Genomic DNA, 21,830 nt, shown 5'->3' with positions numbered 1-21,830 from the left:
GCTACCCCGAATACGAAGTCCCCATCGCACCTGGCACCGGCCCAGGAACCACCGCCCGCTACGTTCCCTGATCCGCTTCTCCACGCCAAGGAGCACCCGCGTGAACCCGTCCGACCTTGCCGAACTCCGCACGATGTACGTCTTCACACCCATTGGCGGAGAAACCTGGGGTCTCACCTTCGACAGCTTCAGGGCCCACCTGCTTGCAGGGGACCCGGAAGCCTTCCTGCAGGTCGACGAAGGCCACACCGGCCCAGTGCGCAACGTCGGCCTGCAGTTCGGGGTCACCTTGGGCGAAGAGGAATTGGAGGGCTTCGCACTGCTGTCCCCGGAGGGGGTGGCGGTGAAGAACTGCACAGCACAAGAAGCGGCGAACTTCGTCATCTGGCTCCGGGACCAGGTCGTGCCTCAGAACGAGATCGTTACCTTCAACACCGAGTGGGGCATCGAGGAAGATGCCCCGGACGAGCCGGTCCCCGATGTCACACGCCCTCGGTTGGTCGCGGCCTTCCTCGCTCACCTCGAAACCCTCGGCCTGGACTGATCGCACGGGCGCAGTAACTCGCAACGGTGGGGTCGGCGCCCCACGATGCACCCACCCCACCGGCGTGGCTCCTGTGCCTGCGGTCCAGGGGATGGCCGGGCCCTTCTCGGGGGGTCAGGACAGTGATGGTGGCTTTCGAGGTGGCGGGACGGCGCGAAGGAGTTCCCACAGAGGGCGGGAGCCGCTCGCCCATTCGGCGAGGAGCTTGCGGTCGACCAGGTGCAGACGTTGGGACTTGGCGAAGTCGAGGGCGGGGCCGGAGAAGCGGCCGTTGGTGAGCATGACCAGAACGTCGCCGCCGTGTATCTGGCGGCCTGTGCCGTTGAGGACCTGGAGGTCCGGGGTGCCGACCGCGGATCCGGACCAGCCGGCTTTGCGATGCTTGCACTGGATCACCCAGCGGCGGCCAAAGGGGTCGGTGGCCTTCACGTCGGCGCCGTTGTCACCCCGCCCGCCGACCTTCTGGGCGTCGGCGCAGCCGTCGCGGTGCATGAGGTCCCGCACGGCGAACTCGAAGTCGTTGTGGTGGAGGCTGTCGAGGTGCTCGACGGCGTAGCGCAGGCCCTGGGCCCGTACCTGTTCCCAGCGGGCTGCCTCCTGTCGTCGCCGTATCCAGAAGCCGCCTGCACCGGCTGCGGCCAGGAGCAGGAGGGCTACGACCCATGGGTGGGTGGCCAGCCAGTTCAGGATCGCCGCGATGAGGCTGATGGCCACGAGGCCGACGAGCCCGAGGAAGACCAGGCCTTCGGAGCTGGAGTGCTTGCTGCGGCGCGTGGTGCCACAGCGCCTGCGGCGCCTCGCGGGCGGGCGCCGGGTCACCGTCCGCTTCCCGAGCTCGGGAAGACGATGGGGTAGGAGACAGTGGGTGTCGGTTGGGGCTGTGTCTGCTTCTCCCAGGCCGGCCACTTGATCGGGTAGATCACCGTCGACTGCGGCCGGGGTAACTCCTGCCCGGCTCCGGAACCCGCCCCCGCCGTGGTGCCGCCGTTGCCGAGGATGAACGCTCCGATCACGAAGAGGCCCAGCAGTGTGGTCTCGCGTCGTGCGCCGGCCGGCAGCCGGACATGTCCCTTTACCGGTGTGCCGTCCGAGCGCACGTAGTCCTTGATCCAGGGCACAGCTGCATCCCCCTCACCAGTCGCGTTACGACTCCCTGCGTAACCGACTCATGAAAGCACCCACCACTGACAACAGGTCACTGCTCGGTCGCTATTTGTGATCATCTGTTGAATCGCTGGCCGGTGTCGTCCGGGTCAGGTGTGACCCGCTCCTGCGCCCCGCGCTTCGGGCGGACCTCCGGGCCGACTCCGTCAACGGGCCCTTCTGGGATGGTGGTTGATCGCCGTCTTTGAGGTGGCGAAGCCGCGAATCCATACCTGACCGTGACGCCGGTCCCGTGGAATGCGTCTCGCCATTCGAGACGGAGTCTGCCTGCGCGGTGCGCGTGGTGCGCTGAAGAGCTTCCGGCCAGGGCGTTCGAGTGAGTTGGGGCGCGCGGGAGGGTGTGGCAAGAGTCGAGAGGTCTAGGCAACGACGAAGGCCCAGGTCGTTGACCTGGGCCTTCGTTCAAGAGCGGATGACGGGAATCGAACCCGCGCTATAAGCTTGGGAATCACTCGGCACTACTCGGTACCCGCGGTGCGGCCGTCGGGACGGATCGACCGGGTGATCCGCCCCGCCTCGTCGTATTCCTGGAGGCAGGTTGCGCCCAGCGCATCGGTACGGCTGATCACGCGCCCGGCACTGTCGTACTGATAGCGGGGGATGTGTCAGCGTTCCAGCAGCGGCGTGACCGCCGCAGGGAGGGTGCGGCGCCCGATCGCTGACGTCGTGGGCGACGTCTGAGCTTCATAGCGTCAAGGGAAGGTGACGGTTTATGCTCGTGTTGTGAGAGCTGCGAGCGACCCCCTGACCGGCGACGAGAAAGCGGACCTGGACGACGCCCTCAAGGCCGTCCGTCGGGCCGAGCAGGCCCTCGCGCGGGCGCAAGGACACCTCAATCGCACGGCGGGCCGCATCGGCTCCGCCGACCGCTACGGGCAGAAGGCAGCGGTAGGCCGCCGCGTCGGCTGGTCCCGCCAGCACGTCACCACCCTCGCCAACGCATACCAAGCGGGCGAACTGGACCAGGAGGAGAGGACCGAAGCCGCATGAGCACTGCGCCCCAGCCGTCCGCCATCCCGCAGCCGCCTGTCCATCCCGAGGCAATCCGAGCGGCCCTCGCTCAGGTCGCCCCTCACCTCCTCACCGACTTCGACCGCGATCGCGCGTCCAGCACCGCTCGCGCCCGCGCCGAGGTGTCCGCCGTGCCCCTACGCACCTTCACCGAGGCATGGGCCGTCGAGGTGGCCATCGCCCGGTACCCGGAGACCGCCGCCCGGCTCCGCGCACTTGAGTCCTCTGCCGGAGAGGTCACCAACCTCGGCGAGGCGCGAGTCATCGCCGCGGAGATCAGCCGCATCCGCAACGAGGCTGCTGCCGAGGCGGGCGTCCGTACCGCCGGTGGGGCCGCCCGGTGACCGACGACCGTTGGGTGTGGGAGTACGCCTTCCACGCCGAGGACGATGTGGGCTACCCGAAGGCCGTCCGCGATGAGGTGAAGGCCGTCGCGGACCAGATCGTCGAACTTGCGAACCTCGGCATCGACCCGTCCGAACTCGGCGACCCCACCCCCGGTACTGCACGCCGCCACACGCTCCCCTCCGGTGGATGGTTCGAGACCCAGGCGCTCCCTCGGATGAGGCCGCGCCTCCTCGCCGTGGTCTTGGTCGTGCCGCCGCCGCACCTGCTCTGACCAACGATCCTGGCGGAGTTGGACAACGTGGAAGGCCCGGGTCTGCGAGCTCTTTCCGCTCGAATCCGCACTCGGATTCGACCACGAGGTGGGATATGGAGCGCGCGATTCAGGGGACAGCACAGCGCAGTACGTATGACATCAGGGAGCGGCAGCCCGGCCGCTTCCTAGGCAGCCTGTCGGGGGCGGCCGGGGAGGAACTGCTGAGTATCGGTTCCCCGCGGCAGTATCCACCCGGGGAGACGATTCTGGTGGAAGGGGCATCGGGCGATCACTTGGTGCTTTGGCCAAGGCGATGACCGAGCCGGCCTCCGGTCTCCGGGAATCGTGCCCGCGTTTCGCCGGGCAGATGGTGGAGATGGACGCGGCGGTCCAGACGGCGTTCGATGTCATCGAGGCGATGCCGCCCGAGCAACGCATCGGTTCGCCGACCAGCTTCCTGGAGCAGATGATCAGTACCGCCGAGTCCACCCACGAGGTGGTCGGCGTGTTCGGCGAGGTTGAGGTGGGTATGCGATGGCTGTGAAGATGAGCCGGGAGCTGCGGGCGCCGGGCCGGGACCTCACGGCCGCGGTCAAGCAGGTGAGTGGCGTGATGACCCGAATCGCGGACTGGGAGCGCAGGGCCCGCGCGCTGATCTGACCGCGAGGCGGGTGGCTTCAGCCGTTCCACCCTAGCCCAGCGGATGAACCGGGCGGACGCAGTCTCGGCAGGCATTGCCACGAATGGCGCGGAAGGCCCGGACCGGTGAACCGGTCCGGGCCTTCCTGGCGGCGGAGGGTACGAGATTCGAACTCGTAAGGGTTGCCCCCAAACGACTTTGCTCCTACTTCCCGCGAATCACCGAGAGTGCTGTTCGCAATTCGTCTGGCCGGAACAGGACGTCGCGCGCCTTCGAGCCCTCGCTCGGGCCGACGATGCCCCGCGACTCCATGAGGTCCATGAGCCGCCCGGCCTTCGCGAATCCCACCCGCAGCTTGCGCTGGAGCATCGAGGTGGACCCGAACTGCGTGGAGACCACCAGCTCCGCCGCCTGGCACAGCAGGTCCAGGTCGTCGCCGATGTCCTCGTCGATCTCCTTCTTCTGCTTCTGCCCGACGGTGACGTCGTCCCGGAAGACGGGCGCCATCTGGTCCTTGCAGTGCTGGACGATGCCGGCGATCTCGTCCTCGGTGACGAAGGCGCCCTGGAGGCGGACCGGCTTGTTGGCGCCCATCGGCAGGAACAGCCCGTCGCCCTTGCCGATCAGCTTCTCGGCGCCCGGCTGGTCGAGGATGACCCGGCTGTCGGCGAGCGAGGAGGTGGCGAAGGCGAGGCGCGAGGGCACGTTCGCCTTGATCAGACCGGTGACCACGTCGACCGAGGGCCGCTGGGTGGCGAGCACCAGGTGGATGCCGGCCGCGCGGGCCAGCTGGGTGATCCGGACGATGGAGTCCTCGACGTCGCGCGGGGCCACCATCATCAGGTCGGCCAGCTCGTCGACGATCACCAGTAGGTACGGGTAGGGGCTGAGCTCCCGCTCGCTGCCCGGCGGCAGTTTGATCTTGCCGTCCCGGATGGCCTGGTTGAAGTCGTCGATGTGCCGGTAGCCGAAGGCGGCGAGGTCGTCGTAGCGCAGGTCCATCTCGCGCACGACCCACTGAAGCGCCTCGGCGGCCCGCTTGGGGTTGGTGATGATTGGCGTGATCAGGTGCGGAATGCTGTCGTAGGGTGTGAATTCGACCCGCTTGGGGTCGATGAGGACCATCCGGACGTCTTCGGGGGTGGCGCGGGCCATGACGGAGGTGATCAGGCAGTTGATGCAGGAGGATTTGCCGGATCCGGCCGCCCCTGCGATGAGCACGTGCGGCATCTTGGCGAGGTTGGCCATCACGTAGCCGCCCTCGACGTCCTTGCCGAGCGCCACCAGCAGCGGGTGGTCGTCACCGGCCGCGTCCGCGAGCCGCAGCACATCCCCCAGGTTGACCATCTCGCGATCGCTATTAGGGATCTCGATGCCGATCGCGGACTTGCCCGGGATCGGGCTGATGATCCGGACGTCCGGCGAGGCCACGGCGTAGGCGATGTTTCTGGTCAGGGCGGTGATCTTCTCGACCTTCACGGCTGGGCCCAGCTCGACCTCGTACCGGGTGACCGTTGGCCCCAGAGTGAAGGCGGTAACCCGCGCGTCGACTTTAAACTCCGTGAAGACCGTCGTCAGCGCTTTGATGGCCGCGTCGTTGGCGGCGCTGCGATGCCTTCGGGAGCCGCCGAGCTTCAGCAGGTCCAGCGAGGGCAGAGCGTACGTGATGTCCCCACGCGTGGACGTCGAGGTGGCGTCGGACTCTGTAAGACCCCGATCAGGCAATATCGGAGGCTGTTGGGGTCGAGGCGGGGCGGCGGCAGGCAATGGACGAGTCGCCACGGCGGTGCCATGAAGTGGGTTGGCCGTCGGCAGTTTGAGCGGATGCGCTGACGGAGGTGGCAACGCGGGTGTCCCCAACCACCTGTCCCGCAGACGACTGACAAGTTTCCTCCGGGCGACAGGCCTGCCGACCACCTCTGGACACGCATGGGTGACCGAACGCAGGAGAGCTCGCACCTCATCTGCGCCTTGCGGGCGGCCCCGTGGATCCTTCGCGAGCAGAGCCATCACCAACTCGTCCCAATGGACAGGCAGGTGCGGAACGCACCAGCTCGGCGGCACTGGTTGCTCAGTTACGTGCTTGACGAGCATGGAGATTCGGCTGGCGGCGCTGAAGGGCGGGCGCCCGGTGATGAGGTGGTAGAGGACGCAGCCCAGCGAGTACAAGTCACTGCGGTGATCGATGGGAGAAGCCTGCGCCTGCTCGGGCGACATGTACGCAGGAGTGCCGAGCACGGCCCCCATCTCGGTGAGCGTCGTATGGGGTGTTGTGTTGTCCAGGAAGGCGGCAATGCCGAAATCGAGAACCTTCACGAAGCCGCTCTGGGCGATCATGATGTTGGCTGGTTTGATATCGCGATGCACCACGGCCTCGGCGTGAGCTGCCGATAGGGCGGTGCAGATCTGATCGGCCCATTTGGTGACGTCGTCGATGGCTGGCCTGCCGTGGGCGATGACTCGATCCAGCGGCTGCCCACGCAGCAGTTCCATGACGATGTACGGGGTTTGGGCTCCATCGATCTCGACATCGCCGACATCGTGGATGGTCACGATGTGCAGGCTGTCGAGCCGGGCTACCGCTTTCGCCTCGCGCTCGAAGCGAGCTCTAGTGGTGGGGTCCAGACCGCCGCGTGCGGCAGTCAATGTCTTCACCGCGACGTCCCGGCCCAAACGATGGTCGTGGGCACGCCACACCTCCCCCATGCCGCCCGCGCCTACGACCTCGATCAGGCGGTAACGCCCACCGATCTGGCTCAACTGCATCACGCCCTCCACCAGCAGCCGACAGCCTGTACACGCCCCCGTCCCATGCCTCACGGGCGGGGAATGCGGGTGGAACGATCCTACGGTCGCACCGGCCTATGCAACGAGGAAGGCCCTGAGCCGGCCCCCGGGTCAGGGCGGCTCAGACCGCTATGCAGGCCGATGGGAGATGGGGCTTTCAACTCCGCGGCTTACGCGTTTCAACGGGTCGTGAAACGCGGGCTGCAGGAGACCGCCGATGAGCTGCACCGGCAGCTGTCATCATGATGGGCTACACCTGGTCCCGTAGGGCAGTCAGATGCGGCGGGTGGCCTCAGCTCACGACGTGGAGCGCCCGCTCGCGGAGCTCCTGGGCTTCCGGGACTCCGCTGTATCGGCGCAGTCGAGGAAGTCGCGCCAGGTGGCTTTGGTGCCGTCGACGCCGCCTCGGCGGAGGCGGACGCCGCCGAGGTCGGCGAGGACGATGGCGCGGGTTCGGCTGCGGTCGTGATGCACTCGCCCGGGAGCTGGGTCGGCGCTGGCGGCTGCTCGTCTACATCGCGGCTTACGGTCCCGCCCGGCCTGAGGAGCAAGCGGCCCTGCGGCGGCATGACGTCGACCTGGCGAACATCGGTGTCTGGGTGCGGTCCGCCGAGCCCGAGCTGAACACGGGGAAGCGGGCGCCGGGCGAGACCAAGTCCGAGGCGGGTAAGCGGTTCATCGTCCTGCCGGACTTCATGAAGGGTGATCTCAAGCCCCACATGTATCTGTACGCGGAGCAAAAGCCGGACGGGCTGCTCTTCGTGGGGGAGCGGGGCGGGCCCTTTCGGCGGACGACCTTTGGACGGAAGTGGAAGAAGGCCCGGAAGAAAGTGGGACTGCCCGACGGGTTCACGCTCTACGACCTTCGTCACACCGGGCACACGCTCTCGACGCAGTCCGGGGCGACGCTCAAGGACACGATGGTGCGGGCCGGCCAGTCCTCGGAGAAGGCAGCGATGATCTACCAGCACTCCAACCTTGAGCGTCAGCGCGAAGTCGCCGCGGGGATCGATGCGCGGGTGCAGGCCATGCGTGCCAAGGCATCTGGCACGGATCTGGCACGTGAGGGGTAGAGAGGTCTAGGCAACACAAAAGCCCCAGGTCGATGACCTGGGGCTTTGTCATGGAGCGGATGACGGGAATCGAACCCGCGCTATAAGCTTGGGAAGCTCATGTTCTACCATTAAACCACATCCGCACAGCGGGCCAGTTGCCTGGATCCCTGGCTTTGCTCACTCTACCCCATGATCGACCCCCGGCGTATTTGCCGCGGGGTCGTTGTCGCGTGTGGCGTACACCGGGACGTGTGGGTGCGGGAGTTGGGGCGTACCGTGTGACGCGGAGCGGCGGCTGGAGTGGGTGCCGAACATCCCCTAATGTGGCGATTCGTCGCAGTACGGCTCGTTGGGGAAAGGGACTCGATGGAGCACACCGTCGTCCGTTGTGCCGAAGGGCACGTTTTCAGTACCGCCTCCTTCCCGCTGCAGCACCTCGGTGCCGGCCGGATCGGGCCCGGGCGGCTGCTGCGGTGTCCGCGGTGCGCGCGGTTGCGGCACGCGGTGCCGGTGGGCGGCGCGAAGCGGTAGTCGCCGGGCGGGCGCGCGGGTGGTCGCTCTCGATTGGGGGTGGCCCGCGCGCTCTGCGTATCCTCGGGACGTGCTTCTCTCTGACAAAGACATCCGGGCCGAGATCGACAGCGGACGGGTTCGCATCGACCCGTTCGAGGAATCGATGGTGCAGCCCTCCAGCATCGATGTACGTCTCGACCGGTTCTTCCGGGTGTTCGAGAACCACCGCTACGCCCACATCGATCCGGCGACCGAGCAGCCGGACCTGACCCGCATGGTCGAGCCGGAGGGTGACGAGGCGTTCATCCTCCACCCCGGTGAGTTCGTGCTCGCCTCGACCTACGAGGTCATCTCGCTCCCCGACGACATCGCCTCCAGACTGGAGGGGAAGTCCAGCCTGGGCCGCCTCGGCCTGGTGACGCATTCGACCGCCGGGTTCATCGACCCCGGGTTCTCGGGGCACGTGACCCTGGAGCTGTCGAACCTCGCCACCCTGCCGATCAAGCTCTGGCCGGGCATGAAGATCGGGCAGCTCTGCATGTTCCGGCTCAGCTCGCCCGCCGAGTTCCCGTACGGCAGTGAGCGCTACGGATCCAGGTACCAGGGGCAGCGCGGGCCGACCGCCTCGCGCTCCTTCCAGAACTTCCACCGCACCCAGGTGAGGCACGAGGCATGAGCGACGTACGCGAGAACCTGACCTACGACGGTTTCGGGCGTGCCGTCCGCGAGCTGGCGCAGACGATCGCCGACGACGGCTACGAGCCCGACATCATCCTGAGCATCGCCCGCGGCGGGGTGTTCGTCGCCGGCGGCCTGGCGTACGCGCTCGACTGCAAGAACATCCACCTGGTGAACGTGGAGTTCTACACCGGCGTCGGGACCACGCTGGAGATGCCGGTCATGCTGGCCCCCGTGCCCGAGGCGATCGACTTCACCGACAAGAAGGTCCTCATCGCCGATGACGTGGCCGACACCGGCAAGACGCTGAAGCTCGTCCACGACTTCTGCCTGGGCCACGTCGCCGAGGTGCGCTCCGCCGTCGTCTACGAGAAGTCCCACTCCCTCGTGAAGTGCGAGTACGTGTGGAAGAAGACCGACGAGTGGATCAACTTCCCGTGGTCGGTCGAGCCGCCCGTCGTCAAGCGTGAGGGCCAGGTCCTCGACGCCTGACGGACGACAGCAGTATGCGAAGGGCCCGCCGCGCGCGATGCGCGGCGGGCCCTTCGTGTGCGGGTGCGAGGTGTGCGGGGTGCGGGCTAGATCGTGCCCAGCTTGATGATCGACAGCAGGGCGACCAGCTGGATCGCGGACGCGCCCAGGGCCTTCGGCCACGGCAGGTCGTGCGACTTGCTCACCAGTGAGGTGAACAGGGCTCCCGCCGCCACCCAGGTGGCCCAGCCCAGTACCTGGACGACCATGTTGTCGCCGCCGAGGAACACGGCGAACAGCAGGCGCGGCGCGTCCGTGATGGACATGACCAGCATGGACAGGCCCACCGTCGGCTGCCACGAGCCGTCGCCGCCCAGCTGGCGGGCCAGCGTGTGCGTGACCGCGCCCAGGATCAGGCCGCAGATGACGAAGGCCACACCGGCGGACAGGACGATCGGGATGGCCTTCGGCACGGTCGCATTGATGACGTCCTCGCGGGCGTCGTCGAGGCCGAAGACCGCGAGCAGCCCGTAGAGGAAGGTCACGATCAGCGCGGGACCCCAGACCGCGTAGTCGCGCATCTGGAGGAAGGTCTGCCCGGGGCGCGTCACGATGCCGCGGAGCAGCTCCTTCCACGGCAGCCGCGGTCCGGACGGCGCCGCCGAGGCCGCACCCGCCTGGTAGGTCGCGCCCTGGCCGTACGGGTCCTCGCCGACGGCGAAGACCTGGGTGTGCCCCGGGTTGTCGTTGGTGTAGCCCCCACCGCCCCCGTGACCCCCGTGGCCGTACGGGGGCTGCTGCGCCTGCGGCTGCTGCTGCCCGTACGGGTCGAAGTACTCCGGCTCGCCGTGACCTCCGGCGCCCGGCTGCGGCCACTGCTGCTGCGGTGGCGGGCCGCCGACGGGAGGGTAGGGCGGGCGGCCGTACGGCGGCGGTTGCTGCTGACCGTACGACTGCTGCTGCTGCGGGGGTTGTTGCGGAGAGCGGTTGTTGTCCCTGCCGCGTCCGATCCTGAATCCAGCCACGTGATCGAACGTACCTGGTCCGGCGAGCATCGGTGGACGGGCAGCCGGAACAGGCACCCTTTGCGGCTGACCTGTGACATCCCTTAGGGGATCCCGGTGGGGCGGTCCCCACCCCGTGTCCGGCCCCGTTGGGTGCCCGATTTGCGAGGCTGCGGTGTGTTCTGCGGCTTTCCGTTACATTCTCGATGGAATACGCACATATCGGGTCCGTAGCTTCGTACGCGTCGCCGTCACGCAGGACGAACGACCACGAGCGACCACGAACGAGTACGAGCACGAGCACGAGACACGAGAAGAGCCCCCACATGCGCACCACTCGCCGAACCACCCTTCGCAGCGCCGCCGTCGTCGCGGGCGCGGCCACCGTGCTGGCCCTCCCGGTCGGGACCGCCTTCGCGGCGTCGCCGGCCGTACGGGAGCCCGCTCCGAGCGTCCGCGCGTACGTCACCACCGTGAAGCTGGCGGACGGGTCCGTAGCCACGGTCCACAAGGTCGGCGCGAACCACTTCGAGGCGGAGATCCACGCCGGCTCCACGAAGCCGGACAGGCTGGTCAGCAAGGGCGCCGCCGCGTCGTACGGGCAGAGCGACGGCCTGCACGTCGTGCTCCGGCCGGACGGCACCGTGACCTCCTGGATGGACGGCACGTCGAAGCCGAAGCCGAAGCCCGCAGCCAAGACGGAGATCACGAAGGAGAACTCGGTGCGGATCACCCTGCCCGACGGGCGGATCGCCCAGCTCGTGGACGGCCCGAACGGCAAGCGGGTCGAGCTCTCCACTCCGAAGGGCCACGCCCTCGCCACGATCGACCCGCGACGTCCGAGCGCCCAGCACGACGGCTGGACGTACAAGCTCGTCCGGGACGGAAAGCAGCACGTGAAGTTCGTCGTCATCGACGGCAAGGGCGGCGGGAACAGCTGGGTCTACGACTTCGACGGCAGGCTGATCGAGAAGTACACGGTCGACCCGGCGGGGGTCGGTGCGGCCGGGCTGAGCCGCCAGGGCTGAGGCCCTCCCCTCCCGTACGACGGAACGGCCGGTCCCCCGGGTGGGGGACCGGCCGTTCCGGTACTGCGGCTGGGCGGCGTTCCCGCGCCCCGCGTCCTACTTGGTGTCGGCCTCGGGCTTGGTGTCGGCCTCGGGCTTGGTCTCGGCGTCGGCTTCCGGCTCGGCCTCGGCCTCCGCCTTGACCTCAGGCTCGGCCTCGGCCTCGGCCGCTGCCTCCGGCTCCGCCGCTGCCTCCGCTGCCTCCGCCGCCTTCGTCTCAGCCTCGGCCGCAGCCTTCGCTTCGGCCTCCGCCTCCGCCTCCGCCTTGGCCTTGGCTTCCGCCTCCGACTTGGCCTTCGCCTCAGCCGCCGCCTTCGCCTCAGCCGCCGCCTTCGCCTCAGCCGCCGCCTTCGCCTTGGCTTCCGCCTCAGCCGCCGCCTTCGCGGCCGCCGCCTCCGCCTCGGCCGCCGCCTCCGCCTCGGCCTGCGCCGCCAGCGCGGCCAGCTCCTCCTCCGTCGGGCCCGGGGCCTTCACGGAGTCGAGCAGCAGCTGCGCCACGTCGACCACCTGGACGTGTTCCTTCGCCTTGCCGTCGTTCTTCTTGCCGTTCACCGAGTCGGTGAGCATCACGAGGCAGAAGGGGCAGGCGGTGGAGACGATGTCCGGGTTCAGGGACAGGGCCTCGTCGACGCGCTCGTTGTTGATGCGCTTGCCGATCCGCTCCTCCATCCACATCCGCGCGCCACCGGCGCCACAGCAGAAGCCCCGCTCCTTGTGGCGGTGCATCTCCTGCTGGCGCAGGCCCGGCACGGCCGACATGATCTCGCGCGGCGGCGTGTAGACCTTGTTGTGCCGGCCCAGGTAGCACGGGTCGTGGTACGTGATCAGGCCGTCGACCGGCGTGACCGGCGTGAGGCGGCCCTCGTCGATCAGGTGCTGGAGCAGCTGCGTGTGGTGGATGACCTCGTACTCGCCGCCCAGCTGCGGGTACTCGTTCGCGATGGTGTTGAAGCAGTGCGGGCAGGTCGAGACGATCCGCTTCGCCGACTTCGGCTTCTTCGTCGACGGGTCCTCGTCGTCCTCGCCGAACGCCATGTTCAGCATGGCCACGTTCTCCTGGCCCAGCTGCTGGAACAGCGGCTCGTTGCCCAGGCGGCGCGGCGAGTCACCGGTGCACTTCTCGTCGCCGCCCATGATCGCGAACTTGACGCCCGCGATGTTCAGCAGCTCCGCGAAGGCCTTCGTGGTCTTCTTGGCCCGGTCCTCCAGGGCGCCGGCGCAGCCGACCCAGTAGAGGTAGTCGAACTCGGAGAGGTCCTCCGCGTCCTTCCCGATGATCGGGACCTCGAAGTCCACCTCCTTGGTCCACTCGACGCGCTGCTTCTTCGCCAGGCCCCAGGGGTTGCCCTTCTTCTCCAGGTTCTTGAGCATCGTGCCCGCCTCCGACGGGAACGCGCTCTCGATCATCACCTGGTAGCGGCGCATGTCGACGATGTGGTCGATGTGCTCGATGTCGACCGGGCACTGCTCCACGCACGCACCACAGGTGGTGCAGGACCACAGCACGTCCGGGTCGATGACGCCGTTCTCCTCGGCGGTGCCGATCAGCGGGCGCTCGGCCTCCGCGAGAGCGGCGGCCGGGACCCCGGCGAGCTGCTCCGCCGTGGCCTTCTCGTTGCCCTCCATGTCCTTGCCGCCACCGGCCAGCAGGTACGGGGCCTTGGCGTGCGCGTGGTCGCGCAGCGACATGATGAGCAGCTTCGGGGACAGCGGCTTGCCCGTGTTCCAGGCCGGGCACTGCGACTGGCAGCGACCGCACTCCGTGCACGTGGAGAAGTCGAGGATGCCCTTCCAGGAGAACTGCTCGACCTGGGAGACGCCGAAGTTGTCGTCCTCGCCCGGGTCCTCGAAGTCGATCTCCTTGCCGCCCGAGGTCATCGGCTGCAGGGCGCCGAGGGCCGTGGAGCCGTCCGCGTTGCGCTTGAACCAGATGTTCGGGAAGCCGAGGAAGCGGTGCCAGGCGACACCCATGTTGGTGTTGAGCGAGACCACGATCATCCAGATCAGCGAGGTGCCGATCTTGATCATGGCGGTGAAGTAGATGGCGTTCTGCAGCGCGCTGGTCGAGAGCCCCTTGAAGGCCAGGACCAGCGGGTACGAGACGAAGTACGCCGGCTCGTAGCTGTCCACGTGGTGGATCGCGCCTTCGAGGCCGCGCAGGCACAGGATCGCGAGGCCGATGGTCAGGATGATGTACTCGACGAAGTACGCCTGCCAGGCCTTCGAGCCGGTGAAGCGCGACTTGCGGCCGGCCCGGGAGGGCAGGCTGAGCAGTCGGATCGCCATCAGGACCACGATGCCGAGGACCGTCATCAGGCCGATGAACTCGATGTAGAGCTCGAACGGCAGGAAGCCGCCGACGATCGGCAGCACCCAGTCGGCCTCGAAGAGCTGGCCGTAGGCCTGCGCCAGGGTCGGCGGCAGCGTCAGGAAGCCGATCGCGACGAACCAGTGCGCGAAGCCCACGATGCCCCAGCGGTTCATCCGGCTGTGGCCGAGGAACTCGCGGACGAGGGTGAACGTTCGGGCCTTCGGGTCGTCCGTGCGGCTGCCTGCCGGCACGGGTTGGCCGAGCTTCACGAAGCGGTAGATCTGCGCCACGGCTCGTGCGAGCAGCGCGACGCCGACCACGGTCAGGACCAGCGACACGATGATCGCGGCGAGTTGCATGGAAGGGCTCCTCGGGCGGCACTTACTAAGCGGTAACTTATGAAGTCAAGGCTTGAGGTTACCCATTCCCGACGCCGCAATGTAGCTGAGCGTGCGGTGATCTGTGTCGCTCAGGCGACCCTTTGCCGGTACGCCGCACGCGGGGTCTGCGCCAGGATCGCGAGGTCCATCCCGAGCCAGTGGTTCTCCACATAATGCCGGTCGAGCAGAGCCATCTCCTCCCAGGGGAGGTCCGAACGCGCGCTGACCTGCCACAATCCGGTCATTCCGGGACGTACGAACAGTCGCTCGGGGTGGTCGGTACAGGCCTCCGGGCGCGGCCCGACCAGCGACATCTCGCCGCGGATCACGTTCAGCAGCTGCGGGAGGCAGTCGAGGGCGCAGCGGTCCAGGACCGCTCCGATCCGGCCGGTGCCGTCGTCGGTGCGCAGCCGCCAGGTGCGGAACGGGCGTCCGGCCAGGCCCGCCGCGGGCTGCCGTACGAAGGGGCGCCCGCCCTGGGTCACGTACAGCAGTGCGGTGGCCAGCGCGAGGGGTGCGGCGCACAGGGCCAGCAGGGCGACCGCCCCGACCAGGTCGAGCACCCGCTTGGCCGGTGGCCTGGCCGGTCCGAACCGGAGCCGGAGCCGGAGTCGGAGCCGGGGTCGGAGTCGTGGCCCTGGTGCGGCGGGGTGGGGCAGCAGGAGGGGCATGCCAGCACGCTGCCGTACGCCTCCGGCGGTCTTGCGGTGGCGCGCGCTGCCGTGACCCGTTCGGCGGTCCAGGCGCCGTCGGGGCTCCGCCCCCGGATCCGGTGCTTCGAAGGGCGGCGGGGCCCGGATCAAGGGCGGGTTGCGCGTAAGTATGACCTAAAGGTTGAGTCGACCCGGCTCAGCTCTGTTGACGCAAGCGCGGCGATGCGGCATGGTTGAGTCTGTTCCACTCAAGTCAGCTGGAGGAATTGAAATGGCACGTGCGGTCGGCATCGACCTGGGCACCACTAACTCCGTCGTCAGCGTTCTGGAAGGCGGCGAGCCCACCGTCATCACCAACGCCGAGGGCGCCAGGACCACGCCGTCCGTCGTCGCCTTCGCCAAGAACGGTGAGGTCCTCGTCGGCGAGGTGGCCAAGCGCCAGGCGGTCACGAACGTGGACCGGACCATCCGCTCCGTCAAGCGCCACATGGGCACTGACTGGAAGATCAACCTGGATGGCAAGGACTTCAACCCGCAGCAGATGAGCGCCTTCATCCTGCAGAAGCTGAAGCGCGACGCCGAGGCGTACCTGGGTGAGAAGGTCACGGACGCGGTCATCACCGTCCCGGCCTACTTCAACGACTCCGAGCGTCAGGCGACGAAGGAGGCCGGCGAGATCGCGGGCCTGAACGTCCTGCGTATTGTCAACGAGCCGACGGCCGCCGCCCTGGCCTACGGCCTCGACAAGGACGACCAGACCATTCTCGTCTTCGACCTCGGTGGTGGCACCTTCGACGTGTCGCTCCTGGAGATCGGCGACGGCGTCGTCGAGGTGAAGGCCACCAACGGTGACAACCACCTCGGTGGTGACGACTGGGACCAGCGCGTCGTCGACTACCTGGTGAAGCAGTTCGCCAACGGCCACGGCGTGGACCTCTCCAAGGACAAGATGGCGCTCCAGCGCCTGCGCGAGGCCGCCGAGAAGGCGAAGATCGAGCTGTCCTCCTCCACGGAGACCACGATCAACCTGCCCTACATCACGGCTTCCGCCGAGGGCCCGCTGCACCTGGACGAGAAGCTCACGCGCGCCCAGTTCCAGCAGCTGACCGCAGACCTGCTCGACCGCTGCAAGACCCCGTTCCACAACGTCATCAAGGACGCCGGCATCGCGCTGTCCGAGATCGACCACGTGGTCCTGGTCGGCGGCTCCACCCGTATGCCGGCCGTCGCCGAGCTCGTCAAGGAGCTCACCGGCGGTCAGGACGCCAACAAGGGCGTCAACCCGGACGAGGTCGTCGCCATCGGCGCCACCCTCCAGGCCGGTGTGCTCAAGGGTGAGGTCAAGGACGTCCTGCTCCTCGACGTGACCCCGCTGTCCCTCGGTATCGAGACCAAGGGCGGCATCATGACCAAGCTGATCGAGCGCAACACCACGATCCCGACGAAGCGCTCCGAGATCTTCACGACGGCCGAGGACAACCAGCCGTCCGTGCAGATCCAGGTCTACCAGGGCGAGCGCGAGATCGCGGCGTACAACAAGAAGCTCGGCATGTTCGAGCTGACGGGCCTGCCCCCGGCCCCGCGTGGCGTCCCGCAGATCGAGGTCTCCTTCGACATCGACGCGAACGGCATCATGCACGTCACGGCCAAGGACCTCGGCACGGGCAAGGAGCAGAAGATGACCGTCACCGGCGGCTCCTCGCTCGGCAAGGACGAGGTCGACCGCATGCGCCAGGAGGCGGAGCAGTACGCGGACGAGGACCTGCGTCGCAAGGAGGCGGCCGAGTCCCGCAACCAGGGCGAGCAGCTCGTCTACCAGACGGAGAAGTTCGTCAAGGACAACGAGGACAAGGTCCCGGCCGACGTCAAGACCGAGGTCGAGTCCGCCGTCTCCGAGCTGAAGGAATCGCTCAAGGGCGAGGACACGGCCGAGATCCGCACCGCGACGGAGAAGCTCGCCGCGGTCAGCCAGAAGCTCGGCCAGGCCATCTACGCCGACGCGCAGGCCGCCCAGGCGGCCGGTGGCGCCGGTGACGCGGGCCAGGCCAAGGCCGACGACGACGTCGTCGACGCCGAGATCGTCGACGACGAGAAGCCGAAGGGCGGCGCTGCCTGATGTCGGAGGAGACCCCGGGTTTCGACGAGAAGCCCGAAGTCCCCGACGCCGGTCAGAACGACGCCGAGCCGAAGGCCGCCGACTCCGCCAAGGAGGAGGCGGCGGCCCCGGCCGGGGACGCAAGCCAGGACGTGGCGCTGCTGGCGCAGCTGGACCAGGCCCGTACCGCGCTCTCCGAGCGCACCGCGGACCTCCAGCGGCTCCAGGCCGAGTACCAGAACTACCGCCGCCGGGTGGAGCGGGACCGGATCACCGTCAAGGAGATCGCGGTCGCGTCCCTCCTGACGGAACTGCTCCCGACCCTGGACGACATCGGCCGGGCGCGGGAACATGGCGAGCTGGTCGGTGGCTTCAAGTCGGTGGCCGAATCGCTGGAGACCGTCGCCGCCAAGATGGGCCTGCAGCAGTTCGGCAAGGAGGGCGAGCCCTTCGACCCGACGATCCACGAGGCCCTGATGCACTCGTACGCGCCGGACATCACGGAGGACACCTGCGTGGCGATCCTCCAGCCGGGGTACCGCATCGGCGAGCGCACGATCCGTCCCGCACGGGTCGCGGTGGCCGAGCCCCAGCCGGGGGCGGCCCCCAAGTCCGAGTCCGCGGAGGGCGAAGCGCCGGACGGCTTGGACGCGGATGCCCCCGACAAGGGCTGATGCACCACACGGAGAAGCACGGGAGGAGGGACACCGGGGATGAGCACGAAGGACTTCGTCGAGAAGGACTACTACAAGGTCCTCGGTGTCCCGAAGGACGCCACCGAGGCCGAGATCAAGAAGGCGTACCGGAAGCTCGCCCGCGAGTACCACCCGGACGCCAACAAGGGCGACGCCTCCGCCGAGGAGCGCTTCAAGGAGATCTCCGAGGCGAACGACATCCTCGGCGACGCCAAGAAGCGCAAGGAGTACGACGAGGCGCGCGCCCTGTTCGGCAACGGTGGCTTCCGCCCCGGGCCGGGCGGCGGCGGCTCGTTCAACTTCGACCTCGGTGACCTCTTCGGGGGTCAGCAGCAGGGCGCCGGCCAGGCCGGCGGCTTCGGCGGCGGCCTGGGTGACGTCTTCGGCGGCCTCTTCAACCGCGGCGCCGGCCCCGGTACGGGCACCCGTACCCAGCCGCGCCGGGGCCAGGACATCGAGTCCGAGGTCACCCTCTCCTTCACGGAGGCGGTGGACGGGGCCACGGTCCCGCTCCGCATGTCCTCCCAGGCTCCCTGCAAGGCCTGTTCGGGCACCGGCGACAAGAACGGCACCCCCCGGGTGTGCCCGACCTGTGTCGGCACCGGCCAGGTCTCGCGGGGCAGCGGCGGCGGCTTCTCGCTGACCGACCCCTGCGCCGACTGCAAGGGCCGCGGCCTGATCGCGGAGACCCCGTGCGAGGTCTGCAAGGGCAGCGGGCGGGCCCGTAGCTCCCGCACCATGCAGGTCAGGATCCCGGCGGGCGTCTCCGACGGCCAGCGGATCCGGCTGCGCGGCAAGGGGGCGCCGGGCGAGCGCGGCGGTCCCGGCGGTGACCTCTACGTGGTCGTGCACGTCGGCTCCCACCCGGTGTTCGGCCGCAAGGACGACAACCTGACGGTGACCGTGCCCGTGACGTTCGCGGAGGCGGCGCTGGGGGCCGACATCAAGGTTCCGACCTTGAACGGCCCGTCGGTGACGCTGAAGCTGCCACCGGGCACCCCCAACGGGCGCACCATGCGGGCCCGCGGCAAGGGAGCGGTCCGCAAGGACGGCACCCGCGGCGACCTGCTGGTCACGGTGGAGGTCGCGGTCCCGACCGAGCTGTCCGACAAGGCCCGTGAGGCCCTGGAGATGTACCGCGAGGCGACGGAGTCGCAGGACCCGCGCTCCGCGCTGTTCGAGTCCGCGAAGGGAGCATGACATGGACGGCCGCCGACGACAGTCCTCCCGTCTGGGAAGTGGTGCCTACCAACTCACCGACGAGACCCCGGTCTACGTGATCTCGGTGGCCGCCCAGCTCTCCGGTCTGCATCCGCAGACCCTCCGCCAGTACGACCGTCTCGGCCTGGTCTCCCCGGACCGTACGGCCGGACGCGGCCGGCGCTACTCGGCCCGTGACATCGAACTGCTCCGTACGGTGCAGGCGTTGTCGCAGGACGAGGGCATCAACCTGGCGGGCATCAAGCGCATCATCGAACTGGAGAACCAGGTCGCCGCGCTCCAGCAGCGCGTGGCCGAGCTCGCCGCGGCCGTGGACGGGGCGGCGGCCACGCTGCAGGCCCGCGAGGCCCAGGTGCACGCCTCGTACCGGCGCGACCTGGTCCCGTACCAGCCTCCGCAGCCGGGCAGTGCGTTGGTGGTCTGGCGGCCCAGCCCCAAGCGGCCGATGGACTGACCGGCACCCCGGTCGCGCTCTCGCACACCCGCAGGCCCCGCCCCTCCCAGGGTGGGGCCTGCGGGGTTTCGGCGGAGCTCTCAGAGGCCTTCGGGATCCGGTTCGTGGTCCGGATGCCCGTCGGCGTCCTCCTCCGGGCAGGAGGGCCGGCCCAGGATGCCTGCCTGGGCGATGAGGTAGCCGAGTTGTGCGCGGCTGCCGCTGCCGAGGGTCGTGGCGAGCTTGGCGATGTGCGCCCGGCAGGTGCGGACGTTCATGCCGAGGCGGCGCGCGATGGCCTCGTCGACGTGGCCCTCGATCAGCAACTGGGCGATGGTCCGCTGCACGCCCGAGATCCCGCCGGGGGTGCTGCGGTAGGTCACTTCCTCCTGGAGCGGCACGGCCCGGTGCCACAGCTGCTCGAAGACCTTGATGAGGTAGTCGACCAGGCCCGGGTGACGCAGTTCCAGGGCGACCCGGCGGTCGTCGCTCACCGGGATGAAGGCGACCGTGCGGTCGAAGATGATCAGGCGTTCTATCAGTTCCTCGAGGGTGCGGATCTCCACCTTGCCCGTCGAGATCCGCTCCACGTACGCGAGCGTGCCCTGGCTGTGCCGCGCGGTGTGTTGGTACAGGGTCCGTATGCTGACCCCGCGGTCGATCAGCGGCTGGTCGCGTTCCAGGGCCTGGGTGAGGGCCAGGGAGGGCCGGGCGCCGCCCGGCTGGACCGTCAGCACCTCGGTATGACATTCGGCCGTCGCGAGGTTCAGGGCGGCGTTGATCTGTTCGAAGCCCTCCAGCACCGTGATGGCGTGGGTGTTGGCCGGGCTCTGTGCGCTGATGGCCAGGAAAGGCTCGAAAGTGTCGGTGAGATCTACAGCGCTGCGTCGGCGGTCCTGGATCTCGCGTTCAATCGGATGGAGCCGTTGAGCCAAAGCCACGGCCGGCGGAACCGGACGGAGCTGGTTCGCGTCATCCGGGTCGGGCTGCAGAAGAGCGAATTCAAGCAGGCAGGGGGCGTTCTGGATCTCGCCCCGGGCGATCCGGCCGGTGCTCAGCGCGGTGGCGTAGAGCCGCGTCCCCTCGGCACACATGGACGTCACAGGGTGGGGATGTGTCGCCTTTGTGTCGTTTCGCGTCAAATCTCCACCCCCCAGGGTCCTGAACATGCAAGAACATGATGCATCGTCCCTGTGGCATTGACGTGCCTGAATGAGCCATCGTCTGTCACGCGGGGGAGAGGATTCCATCAAGTGAGGACGAAGCCGACCATGTACAAGAGAATGCTTCGCTCGGTGCTTGCCATAGTTTTCTCCGCCGTTGCGGTTTTTGGGGCAGTCAGCGCCGTCGAAAGTGACGCGGGGAGCGCTAGGGACGGTCAGGGCACGAGCCTGACGAGCACGGACGACACGGGCTGGACCACGGCGCCCGCGGGTAAGTACGCGGACACCGGCTGGACCAGCCACCAGCTGGGCGGAAACGGCGGCGATACGGGTTGGACCGACGCCCCTGTGACGGTGTCCGCGTGACCCCCGACGATCGCGGCTTCCGCCGCGAGATGGCCTCGGCCTACCGGTCGGGTTGGCAGTTCATCGATCTCGCCACGGCCATCCCCCACCCGGGCGACTCGTTGATGGTCACCCTGTTCGGTCAACCGATCGTCGTCGTGCGCGAGGAGGACGAGGACGTACGTGCCTACCGGTGCCTGCGCCGCCCGCGGGGCGCGCCGCAGCCCGTCCGCTGCGAGGTGCGCTACGGAATGGTCTTCGTCAATCTCGATCAGCGTGACCACCAGCTCTTCGAACCCGATATCACCACCGCCACCCCCCGCAGTGCCTGACGCGATTCCCCCGTCGTTCCAGATCGCTCAGGCGCTACCCCCACACAACGGCGCCATCGTGGACCTGACCACGATGGCGCCGTTGTGATGTCCGCGTCCAGTGTTTGAATCGGACAAGATGAAGAATCAACGGCTTACGCGCGCCCCATGGCCCGGTCCAAGGTGATCTCCATGACGACCCGGTCCGGATTGGGTGACGGCGTGCGTCCGTAGCGCTCCGCGTAGCGCGCCACGGCGTCGGCGACCGACGCCTCGTCCGTGCGGATCACCGCGCGGCCCTCCAGCGTGGCCCAGCGGCGCCCTTCCATCTGGCAGACCGCGACCCGCGCGCCCCGCTGGTCCGCTTCCTGTGCCGCCAGGATGTTGCGCACCTTCTTGCTGTGCCGGTTGCTGATCACCCGGGCCAGGCCGGCCTCCGGGTCGTACGTCACCCCCACCGGCACCACGTGGGGCGTGCCGTCGGGGCGTGGCGTGGTCAGGGTGCAGACGTGCCGCTCCCGCCAGAAGGCGAGGTACTCGGGCGTCGGGTTGAGTACGTCATGAGACATGGCCCGAAGGGTACGGCCCAACGGTGTCCCCCTTTGCCTTGAGTGGAATAGACTCAACTTTGCATACGCTGACTCTGTCAGTGTTGTTGTCGGAGCTACCCCTTGGGGAGAGGAGAGGA

General features: G+C 68.3%; 24 protein-coding genes and 1 tRNA gene. 15 read left to right on the top strand and 10 right to left on the bottom strand.

Features of this window, described 5'->3' with window-relative positions:
* Nucleotides 1-100 precede the first annotated feature (100 nt).
* The gene (locus ACGFYY_RS17460) at nt 101-544 is read left to right on the top strand and encodes a hypothetical protein (RefSeq protein ID WP_393710255.1); all 444 of its coding nucleotides are present in this window, start codon (nt 101-103) and stop codon (nt 542-544) included.
* A 114-nt stretch (nt 545-658) separates the two neighbouring features.
* On the opposite strand, the gene ACGFYY_RS17455 is transcribed toward ACGFYY_RS17460, so the two are convergent.
* The 3 genes from ACGFYY_RS17455 to ACGFYY_RS17445 all read right to left on the bottom strand — a co-directional run bounded on the left by ACGFYY_RS17455 (nt 659) and on the right by ACGFYY_RS17445 (nt 2,310).
* The gene (locus tag ACGFYY_RS17455; protein WP_393710253.1) at nt 659-1,363 is read right to left on the bottom strand and encodes a restriction endonuclease; all 705 of its coding nucleotides are present in this window, start codon (nt 1,361-1,363) and stop codon (nt 659-661) included.
* Nucleotides 1,360-1,662, bottom strand: coding sequence for a hypothetical protein (locus ACGFYY_RS17450; protein ID WP_365276230.1), 303 nt, complete (start codon nt 1,660-1,662; stop codon nt 1,360-1,362). The genes ACGFYY_RS17455 and ACGFYY_RS17450 overlap by 4 nt, the downstream gene beginning before the upstream one ends.
* A gap of 504 nt (nt 1,663-2,166) precedes the next feature.
* Nucleotides 2,167-2,310: an RHS repeat domain-containing protein gene (locus ACGFYY_RS17445; protein WP_393710319.1), complete on the bottom strand. Its 144-nt coding sequence runs from the start codon at nt 2,308-2,310 to the stop codon at nt 2,167-2,169.
* 121 nt (nt 2,311-2,431) lie between these two features.
* Here ACGFYY_RS17445 and ACGFYY_RS17440 point away from each other — a divergent pair, with 121 nt between their 5' ends.
* From ACGFYY_RS17440 to ACGFYY_RS17420, 5 genes are all read left to right on the top strand, one after another.
* Entirely contained in the window at nt 2,432-2,698 is a 267-nt protein-coding gene (locus ACGFYY_RS17440; RefSeq protein WP_393710251.1) for a hypothetical protein, read from the top strand.
* Nucleotides 2,695-3,063: a hypothetical protein gene (locus ACGFYY_RS17435; protein ID WP_393710249.1), complete on the top strand. Its 369-nt coding sequence runs from the start codon at nt 2,695-2,697 to the stop codon at nt 3,061-3,063. Before ACGFYY_RS17440 ends, ACGFYY_RS17435 begins: the two co-directional genes overlap by 4 nt.
* Complete coding sequence (locus ACGFYY_RS17430) at nt 3,060-3,338, top strand: hypothetical protein (protein ID WP_393710247.1); 279 nt, start codon at nt 3,060-3,062, stop codon at nt 3,336-3,338. Before ACGFYY_RS17435 ends, ACGFYY_RS17430 begins: the two co-directional genes overlap by 4 nt.
* Before the next feature lie 283 nt (nt 3,339-3,621).
* The gene (locus ACGFYY_RS17425; protein WP_393710245.1) at nt 3,622-3,864 is read left to right on the top strand and encodes a hypothetical protein; all 243 of its coding nucleotides are present in this window, start codon (nt 3,622-3,624) and stop codon (nt 3,862-3,864) included.
* Nucleotides 3,855-3,980, top strand: coding sequence for a hypothetical protein (locus ACGFYY_RS17420; protein ID WP_393710243.1), 126 nt, complete (start codon nt 3,855-3,857; stop codon nt 3,978-3,980). The genes ACGFYY_RS17425 and ACGFYY_RS17420 overlap by 10 nt, the downstream gene beginning before the upstream one ends.
* A 184-nt stretch (nt 3,981-4,164) precedes the next feature.
* On the opposite strand, the gene ACGFYY_RS17415 is transcribed toward ACGFYY_RS17420, so the two are convergent.
* Nucleotides 4,165-6,726, bottom strand: a complete 2,562-nt coding sequence (locus ACGFYY_RS17415; protein ID WP_393710241.1) for a DNA translocase FtsK — start codon at nt 6,724-6,726, stop codon at nt 4,165-4,167.
* A 263-nt stretch (nt 6,727-6,989) separates the two neighbouring features.
* On the opposite strand from ACGFYY_RS17415, the gene ACGFYY_RS17410 reads away from it, so the two are divergent.
* Entirely contained in the window at nt 6,990-7,820 is an 831-nt protein-coding gene (locus tag ACGFYY_RS17410) for a tyrosine-type recombinase/integrase (protein ID WP_393710239.1), read from the top strand.
* A gap of 51 nt (nt 7,821-7,871) precedes the next feature.
* Here ACGFYY_RS17410 and ACGFYY_RS17405 read toward each other — a convergent pair.
* Nucleotides 7,872-7,945: transfer RNA gene (locus tag ACGFYY_RS17405), tRNA-Gly, on the bottom strand.
* Nucleotides 7,946-8,403: 458 nt separating this feature from the next.
* Here ACGFYY_RS17405 and dcd point away from each other — a divergent pair.
* Both dcd and ACGFYY_RS17395 read left to right on the top strand, forming a co-directional pair.
* A complete protein-coding gene (dcd, locus tag ACGFYY_RS17400; RefSeq protein WP_030383736.1) occupies nt 8,404-8,991 on the top strand; it encodes a dCTP deaminase in 588 nt (195 codons plus the stop codon).
* Nucleotides 8,988-9,485, top strand: a complete 498-nt coding sequence (locus ACGFYY_RS17395) for a phosphoribosyltransferase (protein WP_030009869.1) — start codon at nt 8,988-8,990, stop codon at nt 9,483-9,485. The genes dcd and ACGFYY_RS17395 overlap by 4 nt, the downstream gene beginning before the upstream one ends.
* A gap of 86 nt (nt 9,486-9,571) precedes the next feature.
* Here ACGFYY_RS17395 and ACGFYY_RS17390 read toward each other — a convergent pair whose 3' ends face one another.
* Nucleotides 9,572-10,489: a Yip1 family protein gene (locus tag ACGFYY_RS17390; RefSeq protein ID WP_393710236.1), complete on the bottom strand. Its 918-nt coding sequence runs from the start codon at nt 10,487-10,489 to the stop codon at nt 9,572-9,574.
* Between the two features lie 305 nt (nt 10,490-10,794).
* On the opposite strand from ACGFYY_RS17390, the gene ACGFYY_RS17385 reads away from it, so the two are divergent.
* Nucleotides 10,795-11,496, top strand: coding sequence for a hypothetical protein (locus tag ACGFYY_RS17385; protein ID WP_393710234.1), 702 nt, complete (start codon nt 10,795-10,797; stop codon nt 11,494-11,496).
* Nucleotides 11,497-11,592: 96 nt separating this feature from the next.
* Here ACGFYY_RS17385 and ACGFYY_RS17380 read toward each other — a convergent pair whose 3' ends face one another.
* Together ACGFYY_RS17380 and ACGFYY_RS17375 are read right to left on the bottom strand one after the other, a co-directional pair.
* Nucleotides 11,593-14,205, bottom strand: coding sequence for a heterodisulfide reductase-related iron-sulfur binding cluster (locus ACGFYY_RS17380; RefSeq protein WP_393710232.1), 2,613 nt, complete (start codon nt 14,203-14,205; stop codon nt 11,593-11,595).
* 110 nt (nt 14,206-14,315) lie between these two features.
* Nucleotides 14,316-14,897, bottom strand: a complete 582-nt coding sequence (locus ACGFYY_RS17375) for a sugar transferase (protein ID WP_393710230.1) — start codon at nt 14,895-14,897, stop codon at nt 14,316-14,318.
* Between the two features lie 253 nt (nt 14,898-15,150).
* Between ACGFYY_RS17375 and dnaK the strand changes: the two genes are divergently transcribed.
* From dnaK to ACGFYY_RS17355, 4 genes are read left to right on the top strand one after another with little or no spacing between them, the layout of a single operon-like run.
* On the top strand, nt 15,151-16,995 hold the full coding sequence (gene dnaK, locus ACGFYY_RS17370; protein ID WP_365273210.1) for a molecular chaperone DnaK: 1,845 nt from the start codon (nt 15,151-15,153) through the stop codon (nt 16,993-16,995).
* Entirely contained in the window at nt 16,995-17,648 is a 654-nt protein-coding gene (gene grpE, locus ACGFYY_RS17365; protein WP_030726590.1) for a nucleotide exchange factor GrpE, read from the top strand. Before dnaK ends, grpE begins: the two co-directional genes overlap by 1 nt.
* Nucleotides 17,649-17,687: 39 nt before the next feature.
* Complete coding sequence (gene dnaJ, locus ACGFYY_RS17360; RefSeq protein ID WP_030726587.1) at nt 17,688-18,869, top strand: molecular chaperone DnaJ; 1,182 nt, start codon at nt 17,688-17,690, stop codon at nt 18,867-18,869.
* Nucleotide 18,870: 1 nt separating this feature from the next.
* Nucleotides 18,871-19,344, top strand: a complete 474-nt coding sequence (locus ACGFYY_RS17355; RefSeq protein ID WP_030755701.1) for a heat shock protein transcriptional repressor HspR — start codon at nt 18,871-18,873, stop codon at nt 19,342-19,344.
* An 80-nt stretch (nt 19,345-19,424) separates the two neighbouring features.
* Here ACGFYY_RS17355 and ACGFYY_RS17350 read toward each other — a convergent pair whose 3' ends face one another.
* The gene (locus ACGFYY_RS17350) at nt 19,425-20,492 is read right to left on the bottom strand and encodes a helix-turn-helix transcriptional regulator (protein WP_365273216.1); all 1,068 of its coding nucleotides are present in this window, start codon (nt 20,490-20,492) and stop codon (nt 19,425-19,427) included.
* A gap of 389 nt (nt 20,493-20,881) precedes the next feature.
* On the opposite strand from ACGFYY_RS17350, the gene ACGFYY_RS17345 reads away from it, so the two are divergent.
* Nucleotides 20,882-21,163, top strand: a complete 282-nt coding sequence (locus tag ACGFYY_RS17345) for a (2Fe-2S)-binding protein (protein ID WP_051762453.1) — start codon at nt 20,882-20,884, stop codon at nt 21,161-21,163.
* Nucleotides 21,164-21,297: 134 nt separating this feature from the next.
* Here ACGFYY_RS17345 and ACGFYY_RS17340 read toward each other — a convergent pair whose 3' ends face one another.
* On the bottom strand, nt 21,298-21,711 hold the full coding sequence (locus ACGFYY_RS17340) for a TIGR03618 family F420-dependent PPOX class oxidoreductase (RefSeq protein WP_365273219.1): 414 nt from the start codon (nt 21,709-21,711) through the stop codon (nt 21,298-21,300).
* Nucleotides 21,712-21,830 lie beyond the last annotated feature (119 nt).

It is taken from the genome of Streptomyces sp. NPDC048331 (genome assembly GCF_043201215.1).
In the GTDB taxonomy this organism is placed as follows: Bacteria; Actinomycetota; Actinomycetes; order Streptomycetales; family Streptomycetaceae; genus Streptomyces.
This window is presented reverse-complemented; position numbering and strand designations above follow the sequence as displayed.